Source organism: Bacillus sp. AC266 (genome assembly GCF_979253805.1).
The window spans coordinates 859,572-872,938 of the sequence record NZ_CEEDEC010000001.1 but is presented as its reverse complement, the minus strand read 5'-3'; the positions used below and the strand labels follow the sequence as shown (position 1 = coordinate 872,938).

General features: G+C 32.7%; 17 protein-coding genes and 1 pseudogene. 11 read left to right on the top strand and 7 right to left on the bottom strand.

The features are described 5' to 3' along the window. Positions 1–37: 37 nt before the first annotated feature. Positions 38–1,978 carry an AMP-binding protein gene (locus AC0IXC_RS04515; protein WP_002189670.1) on the top strand — a complete coding sequence of 647 codons (1,941 nt, stop codon included), beginning with the start codon at positions 38–40 and terminating at the stop codon, positions 1,976–1,978. 443 nt (positions 1,979–2,421) lie between these two features. Here the strand turns inward: AC0IXC_RS04515 and AC0IXC_RS04510 are convergent, their stop codons facing one another. Further along, a complete protein-coding gene (locus tag AC0IXC_RS04510) occupies positions 2,422–2,619 on the bottom strand; it encodes a hypothetical protein (protein WP_002189672.1) in 198 nt (65 codons plus the stop codon). A gap of 317 nt (positions 2,620–2,936) precedes the next feature. Here AC0IXC_RS04510 and AC0IXC_RS04505 point away from each other — a divergent pair, with 317 nt between their 5' ends. Continuing rightward, a complete protein-coding gene (locus AC0IXC_RS04505) occupies positions 2,937–3,152 on the top strand; it encodes a hypothetical protein (protein ID WP_002085442.1) in 216 nt (71 codons plus the stop codon). Positions 3,153–3,391: 239 nt separating this feature from the next. Here AC0IXC_RS04505 and AC0IXC_RS04500 read toward each other — a convergent pair. Both AC0IXC_RS04500 and AC0IXC_RS04495 read right to left on the bottom strand, forming a co-directional pair. Further along, positions 3,392–3,448 (bottom strand): annotated as a pseudogene (locus AC0IXC_RS04500) (exosporium leader peptide-containing protein); the annotation flags it as partial. A gap of 197 nt (positions 3,449–3,645) precedes the next feature. Continuing rightward, positions 3,646–4,014 carry an FtsB family cell division protein gene (locus AC0IXC_RS04495; RefSeq protein WP_002141846.1) on the bottom strand — a complete coding sequence of 123 codons (369 nt, stop codon included), beginning with the start codon at positions 4,012–4,014 and terminating at the stop codon, positions 3,646–3,648. 346 nt (positions 4,015–4,360) lie between these two features. Between AC0IXC_RS04495 and AC0IXC_RS04490 the strand changes: the two genes are divergently transcribed. Both AC0IXC_RS04490 and AC0IXC_RS04485 read left to right on the top strand, forming a co-directional pair. Then, entirely contained in the window at positions 4,361–4,531 is a 171-nt protein-coding gene (locus AC0IXC_RS04490; RefSeq protein ID WP_471652643.1) for a hypothetical protein, read from the top strand. A 166-nt stretch (positions 4,532–4,697) separates the two neighbouring features. Further along, positions 4,698–5,102: a hypothetical protein gene (locus AC0IXC_RS04485; RefSeq protein ID WP_471652642.1), complete on the top strand. Its 405-nt coding sequence runs from the start codon at positions 4,698–4,700 to the stop codon at positions 5,100–5,102. Here the strand turns inward: AC0IXC_RS04485 and AC0IXC_RS04480 are convergent. Further along, entirely contained in the window at positions 5,076–5,378 is a 303-nt protein-coding gene (locus AC0IXC_RS04480) for a hypothetical protein (RefSeq protein WP_471652641.1), read from the bottom strand. The two genes, AC0IXC_RS04485 and AC0IXC_RS04480, sit on opposite strands and share 27 nt — an antisense overlap. Positions 5,379–5,927: 549 nt before the next feature. Here AC0IXC_RS04480 and exsK point away from each other — a divergent pair. The 4 genes from exsK (at position 5,928) to AC0IXC_RS04460 (ending at position 8,029) form a co-directional block, all read left to right on the top strand. Beyond that, positions 5,928–6,242 carry an exosporium protein ExsK gene (gene exsK, locus AC0IXC_RS04475; protein ID WP_000535565.1) on the top strand — a complete coding sequence of 105 codons (315 nt, stop codon included), beginning with the start codon at positions 5,928–5,930 and terminating at the stop codon, positions 6,240–6,242. A gap of 135 nt (positions 6,243–6,377) precedes the next feature. Then, on the top strand, positions 6,378–6,899 hold the full coding sequence (locus AC0IXC_RS04470) for a GNAT family N-acetyltransferase (RefSeq protein ID WP_088039415.1): 522 nt from the start codon (positions 6,378–6,380) through the stop codon (positions 6,897–6,899). A 46-nt stretch (positions 6,900–6,945) separates the two neighbouring features. Beyond that, entirely contained in the window at positions 6,946–7,500 is a 555-nt protein-coding gene (locus AC0IXC_RS04465) for a nucleoside/nucleotide kinase family protein (RefSeq protein WP_471652640.1), read from the top strand. A 70-nt stretch (positions 7,501–7,570) separates the two neighbouring features. Continuing rightward, positions 7,571–8,029, top strand: coding sequence for a DinB family protein (locus tag AC0IXC_RS04460; protein ID WP_033728072.1), 459 nt, complete (start codon positions 7,571–7,573; stop codon positions 8,027–8,029). Positions 8,030–8,086: 57 nt separating this feature from the next. Here the strand turns inward: AC0IXC_RS04460 and AC0IXC_RS04455 are convergent, their stop codons facing one another. The 3 genes from AC0IXC_RS04455 to AC0IXC_RS04445 all read right to left on the bottom strand — a co-directional run bounded on the left by AC0IXC_RS04455 (position 8,087) and on the right by AC0IXC_RS04445 (position 11,127). Beyond that, entirely contained in the window at positions 8,087–9,103 is a 1,017-nt protein-coding gene (locus AC0IXC_RS04455) for a D-alanyl-D-alanine carboxypeptidase family protein (protein WP_002141854.1), read from the bottom strand. Between the two features lie 181 nt (positions 9,104–9,284). Further along, entirely contained in the window at positions 9,285–10,442 is a 1,158-nt protein-coding gene (locus tag AC0IXC_RS04450; RefSeq protein WP_471652639.1) for a sensor histidine kinase, read from the bottom strand. Further along, entirely contained in the window at positions 10,432–11,127 is a 696-nt protein-coding gene (locus AC0IXC_RS04445; protein ID WP_002016575.1) for a response regulator transcription factor, read from the bottom strand. Before AC0IXC_RS04445 ends, AC0IXC_RS04450 begins: the two co-directional genes overlap by 11 nt. 197 nt (positions 11,128–11,324) lie before the next feature. Here AC0IXC_RS04445 and yqeK point away from each other — a divergent pair, with 197 nt between their 5' ends. Genes yqeK through mtnN form a run of 3 tightly spaced genes read left to right on the top strand, consistent with a single transcriptional unit; the run spans position 11,325 to position 13,356 of the window. Then, a complete protein-coding gene (gene yqeK / locus AC0IXC_RS04440) occupies positions 11,325–11,933 on the top strand; it encodes a bis(5'-nucleosyl)-tetraphosphatase (symmetrical) YqeK (protein WP_471652638.1) in 609 nt (202 codons plus the stop codon). Positions 11,934–11,946: 13 nt separating this feature from the next. Beyond that, complete coding sequence (locus AC0IXC_RS04435) at positions 11,947–12,621, top strand: DUF3885 domain-containing protein (RefSeq protein WP_471652637.1); 675 nt, start codon at positions 11,947–11,949, stop codon at positions 12,619–12,621. Positions 12,622–12,645: 24 nt separating this feature from the next. Further along, entirely contained in the window at positions 12,646–13,356 is a 711-nt protein-coding gene (gene mtnN, locus AC0IXC_RS04430) for a 5'-methylthioadenosine/S-adenosylhomocysteine nucleosidase (RefSeq protein WP_193654418.1), read from the top strand. The last annotated feature ends 11 nt before the right edge of the window (positions 13,357–13,367 follow it).

Here is a 13,367-nt window from a genome sequence, read left to right as displayed (position 1 = left end):
GGGCTTTCTTGCTCAAAAAATCAAGGAGGGGAAAACATTGAAACAAGCAGTTTGGTTTCCAGCAGAAGAATATAAAGAAAAAACGCGTTTATTTGGTTGGATGAAATCATTAGGCTATGAAGATTACGAAGCTTTTTATAATAAGTCAATTGAAGAAACAGCTTGGTTTTGGGGAGAAGCTGAGAGAGCAGTTGGCTATCAGTGGATGAAACCATATACAGAAGTGTTAGATTTAGAAAATGGTACACCGTTTGCACAGTGGTATACTGAGGGAACTTGTAACGTTGTAGAATCTGCTTTATCTCGCTGGCTTGCAGACGATAAAACGAAAACACAAGCAGCGCTTATGTATGAAGGGGAAAACGGAACTTCGAAATCATTTACATATGAAGAGCTTGACAGCTGGGTAAGCCGTGTTGCCAACGGTTTGAAACATGCTGGTATTGAAAAAGGTGATCGTGTAACAATTTACATGCCAATGATTCCTGAAACAGTTGTTGCTATGTTAGCGGTAATGAAAATTGGAGCGATTATTTCACCAATATTCTCAGGTTTTGCTGCTGATGCAGTAATGACACGTGTACAAGCGGCTGGTTCAAAAATGGTTATTACCGCAGATGGCTTTTCACGCCGTGGGAAAATTGTTTCATTAAAAGATGAAGTAGATAAAGCTTGTGAACATTGTCCAACTGTTGAAAAGGTGGTAATTGTTCGTCATGCAGGAAATGATTTTACACCGCATAATTATGATTTTTCATGGAGTACGTTAGAAAAAGAAAAACCATTTATACATGCTGAAGAAATGAACAGTGATGATCCATTAATGCTTATATATACATCTGGAACGACTGGTAAGCCGAAGGGGACAGTACACACACATGCTGGTTTCCCGCTAAAATCTGCATTTGATGCAGGGTTTGGAATGAATATAAAACAAGGCGACCGAGTATTATGGGTAACTGATATGGGCTGGATGATGGGACCATTTTTACTATTCGGCTCTTTAATTAATGGCGCAACAATGGTTATGTATGAAGGTGTCCCAGACTTTCCAGAAGCAGACCGCTTATGGGAGACAGTCGATAAATATGAAATTACTCATCTCGGTATTTCACCAACGTTAATCCGTGCATTAATGGCAAAAGGTGATGAATATGTAAATAAACACTCGTTAAAGAGTTTAGAAGTATTCGCATCAACAGGAGAACCTTGGAATCCAGACCCATGGATGTGGTTATTTAATACAGTTGGTAAAGGTAAAGTACCAATTTGTAACTATTCAGGTGGAACTGAAATTTCAGGTGGGATTTTCGGGAATGTCCTAATTAAGCCGATCGCACCGATTAGTTTTAACGCATCTTTACCAGGAATGGCAGCGGTTGTACTTGATGATCAAGGTAAACCAATTCGAGATGAAGTCGGAGAATTATGTTTAGAAAAACCTTGGGTAGGTATGACGAAAAGTTTCTGGGAAGATGATGAACGTTATGTAAACACATATTGGTCACGCTTTGAAAATAAGTGGGTTCATGGTGACTGGGTCATTTATGACGGTGAGCAATACATCATCACAGGACGTTCAGACGATACGCTAAATATTGCAGGGAAACGTATTGGGCCTGCTGAATATGAATCTATTCTTGTGAAACATAATGATGTAATAGAAGCAGCGGCAGTTGGTGTACCGGATGATGTAAAAGGAGAAGTTTGTCATTGTTTTGTTGTATTACGAGATGGTGTAACATTCTCAAGAGAATTAAAGAAAGAATTAATGAGTTTAGTAAACTCTCATATTGGTAAAGCTTTATGTCCAAAAGACATCCACGTTGTAGAAGATTTACCAAAAACACGAAATTCTAAAGTAATGCGACGTGTTATTAAAGCAGCTTACTTAGGAAAAGAGTTAGGAGATTTATCGTCACTTGTAAATCCTGAAGTAGTTCCGTTTATTCAGGGATTACAGTCTAGCAAACTATAAAATTACGAATGAGCTCTATGTAAATAGAGCTCATTTTTAATGTTTACAAAAAGATAAGAGAGAAAAAGTAAATTTGAAGTTAAAAAATCTACTATTAGTGTTAAGTATATCTGTTTGTTTTTAGTTTTTATCAAAATAGGATACTATAGCTGTCTATTCAATGGAGTGATTGAATTTTGTTAAGAATGAAAATTTAGTGAAGAAAAAAGTAATGAATAAAAGGAGAAATCCCTGGGGGACAGGGATTCAATAAGGGAGATATTATTGTCGTTCAATGTCGAAATTTGGCGTATCCGACAAATTAATATTATCACGAATTTTCAGGAGATTGTGATAGTGGATGTGTCAAAAATGTGTACGGGTTTCATATAAAAGTGTTATTTAAATAGGAAAAGGGAAAAGAATTAAGTTCACTCGTTCTTAAGATTTTTTCCCTTTTAAATTTACTGTTTGTTCGTTGTTCTATATACATCTGAAATTGGTAAATCTTCGCCATGTAAAGCTTGAGTACTGTCCTTTTTGTTTGAATTATGTGCCTCCTGAGAGGTTTCTTGCAGTTGTTCTTGGGCCTTACTAGGGGTATTCAGCGCATCTAATGACACAGAATCAAGTTGTTGACTTAATAAATCTTTTTTATCCATGTTATGTAGCTCCTTTTTGAACTTAGATATAAAAACAAAGTATTTTTAAATAGTTACGTGGGTATTATGTATCTTTGAATGGAATTATATACACAAACTATATTGAGAATTTAACTAATTATAAAAATTACTTGTGCTGACAAGCTTAAGAAATATAAAGATCATTAGTTCTTAATAAAAGCGTTATTTTAGTAGGGTGTTACGAAATTTCATTTGAAAGGAACATCCCAATGATAAAAAAGAGCACTGTAAATCAGTGCTCATCTTATTAGATATTGCTTAGTCCTTAAAAATAAAACCGTTACGGACAATTCACAATGGTAATAGTGACGCTAGCCATTGTTCCAGGAGAATCAAGAAGTGAAGCAGTAACGGTTACTGTTCCAGGCCCATTAGCGGCTAGAAATACAGCGGTAAAGTTACCTGAAGCATTGGTAATGACCGCAAGAGGAACCATGAAAGCAAGAGAAGGGTTACTAAATGAAAAACTGACCACTACTCCTGGAGTAGGACTACCGTTTACTAATACTTGACCCGAAAAAAATAAAGTATTATTTCCTTGAGTGGATACACATGCTGTGGTTTCGTTAGAAGTCAAAGTAATAGATGCAGGCCCAGCAGGAAGATTAAATCCGGTTGGTCCGGTTGGTCCAGTTGGTCCAGTTGGTCCGGTTGGTCCGGTTGGTCCAGTTGGTCCAGTTGGTCCAGTTGGTCCGGTTGATCCAGTAGAACCAGTAGGACCGGAAGGGAATTGAAAGGGTGGAACAGGTGGAAGTGTAGGCCCAATAGAACCCGGATTAAGTGCAGCAAAAGATAAAAACTCGTCCATTATATATCACCTCTAAAAATCGTATTACTAATAGTAAATGTAATGATAGAGCAAAGTGAAATGGACAAGCGGTTGTATTTTAATAAATTAAACAAAATAGTTATTTGATAGAAAGAGAGATTAGTATGATTACTTTAGAAATTAAATATAAAAAGGCGATTATCTTCATATCGCCTTTTGGATAATGCAGTGTAATTTTATTCAGTTATTTGAAATATAGTTTCATTCGGTTTAGAAAATCCATACAGTTTCCTTGCGAATTTTAAAATTTCTTCTTCACTACCTGTTAAAGCCTTAACATCATTTTTAAGGGTATGACCATCCTTCTTTAAAGAAGATAATTTTTGTTGCTCCGTATTAACCGTGATTTGTTTCTCTTTAATCATTTCTTGCTGGTTATTAAGAGAATATTGAAGGACAAAAATTATAGGTAATATAAAAGCTAAAGTAGTTATAATACGGCGTCTTGTTTTTTTATTATTACCTTGTTTGGTGTTAGCGTTCACTTGCTGTGAGGGTATCTTAGGATTTGATTGTTGTGATGATATTTTTGGGATGTTTCCCATTAAAATGCCTCCATTACTGATTGTAGAATTTAAACCGTTTAAAAGTATTATAAATGTTCAATGGGAATTTTAGAAGATAGTTTAATATAGGTGAGTTTTGTAAAGTTTAAACAAAATCCTTATTTAAACAAAATCCTTATTTAAATAAAAGGAACCCCGATTGTCTGCGGGGGCTCCTAAGGGTAATCGTCAAGTAATGACGTACTCGACTAGTTAACGATATCATGAATTTTTTGGTAAATATACTGGTAAATGCGTCCAAATTAATGAGAGCATTATTTGAAACAAAACGCTATTTTAATAGGGAGGGGAATAATGATGATTCCATGGGACAAGCGAGTATACATTGTATCAAGGTGATCATTTTATTACAGAGGGGACAATTTTAGAGGTTAGTGAAAAGGCGAATCAATCATTATATTGGCTTTGGTGCATATTAGCTCCAAGCTATGAAAAAGTGTACGGTAATAGTACAAAGCGACTTCGGTTGATTCGGATAGATGATGATGGAGAATGATATAAAAATTTCATTTTGTAGAGAAATGAGGTGATTAAGGATGGGCATAGAATATGCCATGATTGTATTAAAAAAGAGCAGAATTTAGCCTATATATAAAGATGTTGGAATTGTTCTAAAGGGGGGAATATCTGAAATATAAATAATTGAGGGGAGTGAACTAATAATGGAAACTAGTACTTTTTTAGGATTGTTTTGGGGATGGATAACGGTTATCGTATCGGGAATACTTTTCGTACGTCCATCGGTACTACGTGAATTGAAAAAATTAGTGGTTGAAGACAGAGGATTTGGTATTATGTATGGTTTTCTATCGATTTTCCTAGGGTTAGGTAGTGTAATCCTACATAATGTATGGGTATTCAACTGGCAGGGGTTCCTAACGGTTATTGCATGGCTTGCATTATTAAAGGGAATCTACATAATTGCATATCCTGAACCCTCCAAGAAAACAGACTTTGAATTAAGGGTACTATCTACACGTATAGCGCTCGCTATCATTGGCGCCTTGGCTTTTTGTATATTACATTCTAGTGTTTATCGGTCACAAAAGACATGTTCTCTCTTTTAAGTCGATATCGAAAATATTACCAATTTTTTCTTTTACAATGACAACAAATAAAGAAACATTTACAACGACACTTATTTCGTTTAGAACTCCAATCATCATCACAATGATTCTTTTCTTTAGATTTCCACCAATCATCATCACAATGCTTTTCCTTAGAACTCCAATCATCATCACAATGATTCTTTTCTTTAGATTTCCACCAGTCATCACAACAATGCCTTTTCTTAGAACTCCAGCAATCATTTTTCCAGGACATTCTTTTATACCTCCCTTCAATAGGATTCATACTATTCTATGTTTTAGTAAAAGAATGGCTTGTTTATTAACCTATTATTTTACCTTTATATGATAGAGTGCTTTCTACTAGATATAGAATTCATACAAACTATGCTGATTTTCAAGAGATAGTTGAGAGAACTACTGGTTATGATATTAATCAACAAACACCTGTTGAAGGAAACGTTAAGATTTTAAATAATATCTTATTTTGGAGTACGCTTTTCTGAATGTATATTTCAAAACAGCAAAGGTACTATATTAATGCAAACAAAGCCTATGTATATGGTATATGTGAAGTAATAGGAAAAGCTGGGGACTCTTAAAGGAGCTGACTTATAAGAGGTTGTCTAAACTTTAAATTCAGCAGAATTAAATCTAATTCCCCTCATTAAACAAGCTTCTAATTGTTAGAGGCCTGTTTTTATAGTTAATAAAGAAAAGAATGTCTAATACAATTGTTTGTTTTTTCCTTTCTATGTGTTTGTCTCTTACACTTTTAAGCCTGTGGACATACTTTACTAATAGAAAGGATTAGGGGGTGAGGTTTTGGGTTCTCGATTTAATAATTGTAAAAAGAAGTGTACATGTAAACAGGATGATTGTTGGGATGCTTTCGAAGAATGTAAAAAAGAACAAGAAGAACAAAATAAAAAATGCGATTGTTGCTGTGTACAAGGAATTAGAGATGAGCTTAAAAAATTAGTAAACAGAGCCGTGCGAATTACTACAGTAGGAAATAATTATGCAGGAACTGTTTCTTCAGTAACTTGCGATGTTGTAAAGCTTGCTAATAGTGCTGGGGTAGTTACGGTAATTATTTCTGTTTGTAAAATTGAAGCGATTGAACTTTTGTTGACATAGGAAAACAGCATAATTATGCCGTTTTTTGTAAAGCCATTCTTATGAATGGCTTTATTTTAATTTCGTATAAAAGGAGAATATATTCTTTATATAGAAATAGGTTTGAGGCTATAAAGAGTGATGTACGAAAGGAGAATGAGAGTGATTAAATTAGTACCCTTTAAAAGATCTGATTTCAAACAATTAATAAATTGGATTAATTCCGAAGAATTTTTAATACAATGGTCGGGAAATGCATTTACATATCCTTTAAATGAACAGCAATTAGAGAAATATACAGAAAGTGCAAACACACTGGCATTCAAAATAATAGATGAAGAGACTAAAGCAGTTATTGGTCATATTTCTCTTGGACAAATAGATAATATAAATAAGTCTGCTAGAATTGGAAAAGTGCTAGTTGGTAATACGAAAATGAGAGGGCGTTCTATAGGGAAACATATGATGAAAGCCGTACTTCGTATTGCTTTTGAAGAATTAAAACTACATAGAGTAACTCTTGGTGTTTATGACTTTAATAAGTCAGCTATTTCTTGTTACGAAAGAATAGGTTTTGTAAAAGAAGGTTTATTAAGAGAGTCAAAAAAAGTAGGAGAAACGTATTGGAATTTATGGGAAATGAGTATGTTAGAATATGAATGGAACAATAAAAAATAGTGTTTTATAATTATATTATGTTAACAAAAGGGGTTTGGTGGGAATCGTGAATAAAAAAACAAAAATAATTTCAATTGCAGCTGTTTCAGGGGGCGGTAAAACTACCATTACAGAAAGTTTAGCTCATGAGTTGAAAAAATCAAAGGCTCTATATTTTGATAGATATAAATTTGATAACTGTCCGGTTGATATTTGCAAATGGATTGATGATGGAGCTAATTACGATGAATGGGTACTAACACCATTAATTGCAGATATTCAGCATCTACTACAAAATAGTAATTTAGACTATATTATAGTAGATTATCCCTTTGCTTACTTAAATAGTGAAATGCGGGAATTAATAGATATAACTATATTTATTGACACCCCTTTAGATATTGCGATGGCTAGGAGGATTTTGCGTGACTTTACAGAAGATAAAATTAGTGAAATACATAATGATCTAAAACACTATATAACACATGCGAGAAAAGCTTATTTAGAGGCGATTAATACAGTAAAGCCGAATTCAGATATCGTTTTGGATGGATCTTTATGTGTAAATGAAATAGTTGTGCAAATAGTAGAGAAATTCAGTAGAAGAAATGTGATTTTGTAAAGTTGATTGAAAAATGAATCATATACGAATGGAACATTTATGGCTATATAAAAAAGTGGGGTGCTTCAATTTGAAAACGCTATTTTATTACAATTGGCAAGTAAGAGATGATTGGTTTAAATGGTGTGAACAACTTACAAAGGAAGAATTGCTTCGCAAACGTGTTGGAGGTGTTGGGAGTATTTTAGAAACACTTTTCCATATTGTAGATGTTGAGTATAGCTGGATTAGTGCGCTTCAAGAAAAAGAGGATAACGAACCACAGTTTAAAGATTATCAATCAATCAAAAAAGTGAAAGCGCTATCTGATTCATATCGACGAGAATTAGAAGAGTTTTTGCAAATATGGTCTGGTGACCTAGAATATAAGATATTAAAAGCTTCGTGGACAGACAAAATATATACATACGGAGAAGTGTTACGACATGTAATTGTGCATGAAATTCATCACATTGGCCAGCTATCTATATGGGCGAGAGAACTAAATCTTCAGCCTGTTTCAGCAAATTTAATTGGAAGGGGATTATAAATTTAGAGGCCGACTTGCATTTGTATTGCAAGTCGGTTTTTATATTAAAGAGAATTTTTAGTTAAAATCCTCGGCTTTTTTTTGACGTATATATAAAAACATTAAGATTGTAATGATGAAAAAGATCATAATCGTTTGTATGATTAAATTTTTAAACTGAAACAATATTGTCCAAGATGTAACAGCATCTTTAAAAGCTTGGAGTGCAGAGTACGAGGAAGGATCAAAACCGTACTGAAGTAACTTTTTTGTTTCAATAAAAGTACTGTTTTCATCACCGGCGTCTAATATTACTGAAATAAGTCTAGTATCTCCTCGTGTGGCTGTACTGACAAAACTATAATTACCATTAGTTGAAAAACTAGTTTGTAAGCCGTCAACACCTTGGAGTTTAATGTTTTTATTAAGGGAATATATCATTTTATTTGTATTGAAAACTTTTGAATCTTTGAAGGTAAATTGGTAAGAGGTTAGTTTCGTAACATTCAATACATCTGGAAAGTCTTTTACTAATTGTGTTGCTAGTTTAGCGACGTCTATCGATGTTGTAGTTGATTGTTTATTCGTATCGTTATTAATTCCAGTAGCATTTAGAAACGGGGATGGTTGTGATAACTTTAGTTGTTTTGCTTTGTCATTCATTAAAAGTGTAAAGTTATCTTCGTTTCCAGCAATGTGTTCTGCAAGGGCAAGTGCGGAACGATTATTCCCTGTCAAAAACAATGCATGAAGTAAATCACGAACCGTCGTTTTATCTTTCGAAGTTACTTGTATAGGACTCGTTTCTGCTCGGAAAACTTCGTTACTTATTTTTACTAATTCATCTAACTGTATTTTCCCTTCATTCAGTTGTTCCAGTGCGATATACTCTGTCATTAATTTAGATAAAGTAGCTGATTGTATAGGAGTTTCTTCATTTTTTTTATAAACAATCTCACCAGAATTAGTATCTATTAAAATAGCTGATTTAGCTTGAATAATTGGACCATTTACATAAAGATAAAAATATAAAACGATAAGTGCAGTAATAAGAAAAGATAATAATAAAACTGTTATTTTTTTCAAGAATTGCATTAGCGATCCTCCTAATATTACATCAATAATATTATTGTAAAAAGGAATGCTTAATTAGGAAGAAAGAAAAGGTAAAGAATTTCTAAAGAATTATAAAGGATTATTAAATTTTGGATATTAATGGAATATAAAAGGTTCAATTTCTTATATGATAAAAAATTGAACCTATAAATATGTGGTATTAAGCTTTATAAGGGAGTAATTTTACAGTGAAAGTTGTTTTTTTATCATCGCTATATACTTCAATTGTTCCTTTATGCAATTCAACAATACTTTTTGCAATTGCTAATCCGAGCCCAGATCCACCAGTGTTTGTTGAACGTGATTTTTCAACACGATAAAAACGTTCAAAAATATGAGGTAAATCAGTACTAGGGATAGGTTGTCCGTAATTTGTTATATCAATTGTAATCATGTTATTGCTTTCGTAAGCGGTAATATCAATATGATCTCCATCATTTCCATAAGTAATAGCGTTTATGATTAGATTTTCAAACACACGTACTAATTTATCCCCATCAGCTAGTACCATTAGCTTTTGAGATGGGAAAGAAGGGCGACATTCAATATTAGCTTCTTGAAGCTGTATCCGAAATTGGACAGTTAATTGTCCAAGCAATTCTACAATATCAATGGGAGCAGAATATAAACTTAACTCTTTATTTTGAACACGTGTATATTCAAACAAGTCATTCATTAATGCATTAAGACGGGTTACTTTATCGTAAATGACTTGAATATAGTATCGTAATTCTACTTCATCTCTATAATTATCATGATGGATTAAATTTACGTATCCAACTATAGATGTAAGAGGGGTTCGTAAATCATGTGATACATTTGTAATAAGTTCGCTTTTTGCTTGTTCTGCCTGTCTTTCTTCATCAATTGATACTTTTAATTGCTCAATAATTTGATTGACCCCAGTTGCCAGTTCTTCTAAATAATTATGGTGTACGATGGAAACTTTATGATTAAAGTTTCCACTTGCAATATACCGAATCTCTTCAATCATTTTTTTTATACAAGTTTCATAGTAAACCTTTCTTTCATGACGATAAAAAATGTATAAATAGGATGAGAAAATAGAAAATAAAAACAAATAAGATACAATCATCACCCATAAAGACTCTTTTAATCCAATATATTTTTCATGGCCAAAAATTCTAATGAATTCTTTTCCTAGTTCGCTTAGAGTAAGTGAACTCTCAATTACACTCGTTACGAGGCGAAATATAATTAATTCGGTAATTGGTGTAAGAGTGATAGCTAATAAAAGCCAAAAAATAAGCTTCCACTTTGGTATATCTTTTAATATATCAAATGCTTCATTTCTCAATTTTATATCCTACTCCCCAAACCGTATGAATTAGTTTTTCACCATTCATTACGGTTTCAAGTTTATCGCGTAAATTACTAATATGGACCATTACCGTTTTATTAGAACCATAACCGTCTTCATTCCAAACTCGTTCGAATATCTCTTCAGAGCTAAATACTCTTCCAGTATTACTCGCTAGTAAATATAAAATATCAAATTCGATAGAGGTGAGTTTAATATATTCTCCATTTACTTTAACAGTATGATTATGTTTATGTATTTCAACAGAACGAATACGAATAATACCATCTTCATTCTTTTGGGAAGTAGCATTTTGGAAAGAGGATCTTCGTAATAAAGCTTTCACTCTAGCCACTAATTCTAGTGGATTAAACGGTTTAATCATATAATCATCTGCGCCGGTCATAAGTCCTAAAATTTTATCCATATCTTCAGCCTTTGCACTAAGCATAAGGATAGGTACAGTATTATTTTCACGCACTTCTTGACAAACTTCCAATCCGTTTCGTTTTGGCATCATAATATCTAAAAGCATAAGGTCAACTTCATATGTACATATCATTTGTAATGCTTCATCACCATCATAAGCTTTATAAATGTTATAGCCTTCATTTCGTAAATAAACAGCCAGTAATTCTACAATATCTTTATCATCATCAATAATTAATATGTTTTTATTCATTTTATAGTTAGTTCCTTTCCTTACAATTAATCAACATTACTATAATATCAAACATTTATGTATTTTGTAGTAATGTTTCTACATAAAATTTCATGTATCGTATTAAAAAGGAATTAAAACATTCATAACGAATATAAAATAAGAAGGATATTTAAACTCCACATTATACTGAAAGATAGTTATAAGGGGGACTTGCTATGTTATATAATGATATATATTCATTTACTCCAACTGGAAAAATAGAAAATGATATTAAAGCTTTTCTATTAAAATATAATAAAGAATTTACATATAAACATTCAATTCGTGTGGCAAATGAGGCAAGAAAAATTGCGGGAATATTTTATGAAGATGAAGAAAAAGCAGCGATTGCAGGATGTTTACATGATATTAGTGCAATCTTTCCGAACGAGGAGCGGATTGCAGTTGCTGAAGAATTTGGCATAGAAATATTACAAGAAGAACGAGAATTTCCAATGATTATTCATCAAAAATTATCGAGAGTAATTGCAAAAGAGGTATTTAAAGTAGAAGATAAAGAAGTTTTAAATGCTATCTGTTGCCACACTACGTTGCATAAACATGCAACGAAGATGGATTTAGTATTATTTATTGCTGATAAATTAGAATGGGATCAAATAGGGACACCGTCATATTTAATAAATGTAAAAAAAGCTTTAGGAAACTCTTTAGAACATGCTGCTTTTGTATATATTTCATATTTGTGGGAAAGAAAAGATACATTAAAAGTCATACACCCGTGGTTAGAAGAAGCATATTGGTATTTAAAAGAAATTGTAGAGTAGAAAGGGTATAAAAATGCAATTAAAAGAATATATGAATCAAAGATTCCCAGGAGTTACATTAGTACCGTCCATATACTTTCAGTGGGAAAATCATCTTCATTTTGATTTTGGGAAAGATAAATATCAATTCAAAGAAGATGGTAACACGTATAATATGGAATATTTCACACAACTATATAGGTATAATAAAAGTCTATTTAAAGATATATTTTCTAAAGAAGATACCGTCTTTTTAGTCACAAATGTTTATCGATTTAAACAGGAAAATATAAAAAATGCGCAGAAAATAAATGTATACAATAGGTTTATTAAAAAGAGGGATTTAAAGTTTCATATAAGACAAGAAACATTCCCTTTTCTATTTGAAGATGAAGAAGCTGACTTATATTGTACATATCAATTTTCTTTACAATGTTTTGCAGAAGATATTAAATATGAACCGCTTATTGAAGCTGTTAATCATGAAGATTTCCCTGACCTACGTCCACGTCTAGGGCGAAAAAAAGAAATTTCATATCCAGATGTATTTTTTATAAATGTAACAAAGGATATTATCATGTTTATTTATGGTGATAGAGGATGTGAAGTAATTGCGAAGAATAAAGAAAAGATACGGGATTTATATGAGAAGTATAAACAGTGGATACCAGAATATGAACGAGAGAGTATAGATGACTTATTTACATGAAAATAGGAGGAAGTGAAGTGTGTAATGAAAAGGATCGCAATTGTATCTGCATGGGAACCAGAGCTTACGTATTTGCATCAACATTATCCAAGTGAGCGTGTAGAAAAAATAGCAGCTTGGGAATTTCATTTTCATTCTATTAATGAATTAGAAGTTATTTCAGTTGTAACTGGTGTCGGTAAAGTAAGTTGTGCTAGTTGTGTACAACTATTAATAAGTGAATTTCAGCCAGACCAGTTATTTATGACAGGGATTTGCGGGAGTTTATCAGATAAGGTGAAAAATGGACACATCGTTGTAGCTCTTAATACTTTACAGCATGATGTTACAGCGGCTGGTTCAGGAGAAGATAGTTTTAATCTATATGATGGTAGAACAGCACCTATTGAAACAACTAAATCACTCGTAAAACGAATGAAGAAATTGCGTTCGTATGACCCGGTCCATTTTGGTACATTTCTATCTGGAGATCAACGTATTCGAAGTTCAGAAATGAGGTATTTACTTCATACTGTATACGGTGCTTTAGCCGTTGATCAAGAAGTGGCAGCATTTTCTTATGTATGTCGTGTAAATAACAAACCATTTCTATGTTTAAAAGCTGCCTCAGATCAAGCGAATGACAAAACGAAAGAAGAACAAAAGGTTTTTAAAATGTTAGCATGTGAACGAGCGTGTGAGCATTTAATTACTTTTTTACGTGTTTATGAGATTGCTGTAGTAAATAATGGATAGTAAGAGGGTTC

Excerpts from the sequence above, each read along its gene's own strand:
- AC0IXC_RS04505 (WP_002085442.1), top strand. The coding sequence starts at position 2,937 with ATGGTAATAGTGACGCTAGCCATTGTTCCAGGAGAATCAAGAAGTGAA.
- AC0IXC_RS04470 (WP_088039415.1), top strand. The coding sequence starts at position 6,378 with ATGAGAGTGATTAAATTAGTACCCTTTAAAAGATCTGATTTCAAACAA.
- AC0IXC_RS04435 (WP_471652637.1), top strand. The coding sequence starts at position 11,947 with ATGCAATTAAAAGAATATATGAATCAAAGATTCCCAGGAGTTACATTA.
- AC0IXC_RS04445 (WP_002016575.1), bottom strand. The coding sequence starts at position 11,127 with ATGAATAAAAACATATTAATTATTGATGATGATAAAGATATTGTAGAA.
- AC0IXC_RS04495 (WP_002141846.1), bottom strand. The coding sequence starts at position 4,014 with ATGGGAAACATCCCAAAAATATCATCACAACAATCAAATCCTAAGATA.
- AC0IXC_RS04510 (WP_002189672.1), bottom strand. The coding sequence starts at position 2,619 with ATGGATAAAAAAGATTTATTAAGTCAACAACTTGATTCTGTGTCATTA.
- yqeK (WP_471652638.1), top strand. The coding sequence starts at position 11,325 with ATGTTATATAATGATATATATTCATTTACTCCAACTGGAAAAATAGAA.
- AC0IXC_RS04455 (WP_002141854.1), bottom strand. The coding sequence starts at position 9,103 with ATGCAATTCTTGAAAAAAATAACAGTTTTATTATTATCTTTTCTTATT.
- AC0IXC_RS04485 (WP_471652642.1), top strand. The coding sequence starts at position 4,698 with ATGGAAACTAGTACTTTTTTAGGATTGTTTTGGGGATGGATAACGGTT.
- mtnN (WP_193654418.1), top strand. The coding sequence starts at position 12,646 with ATGAAAAGGATCGCAATTGTATCTGCATGGGAACCAGAGCTTACGTAT.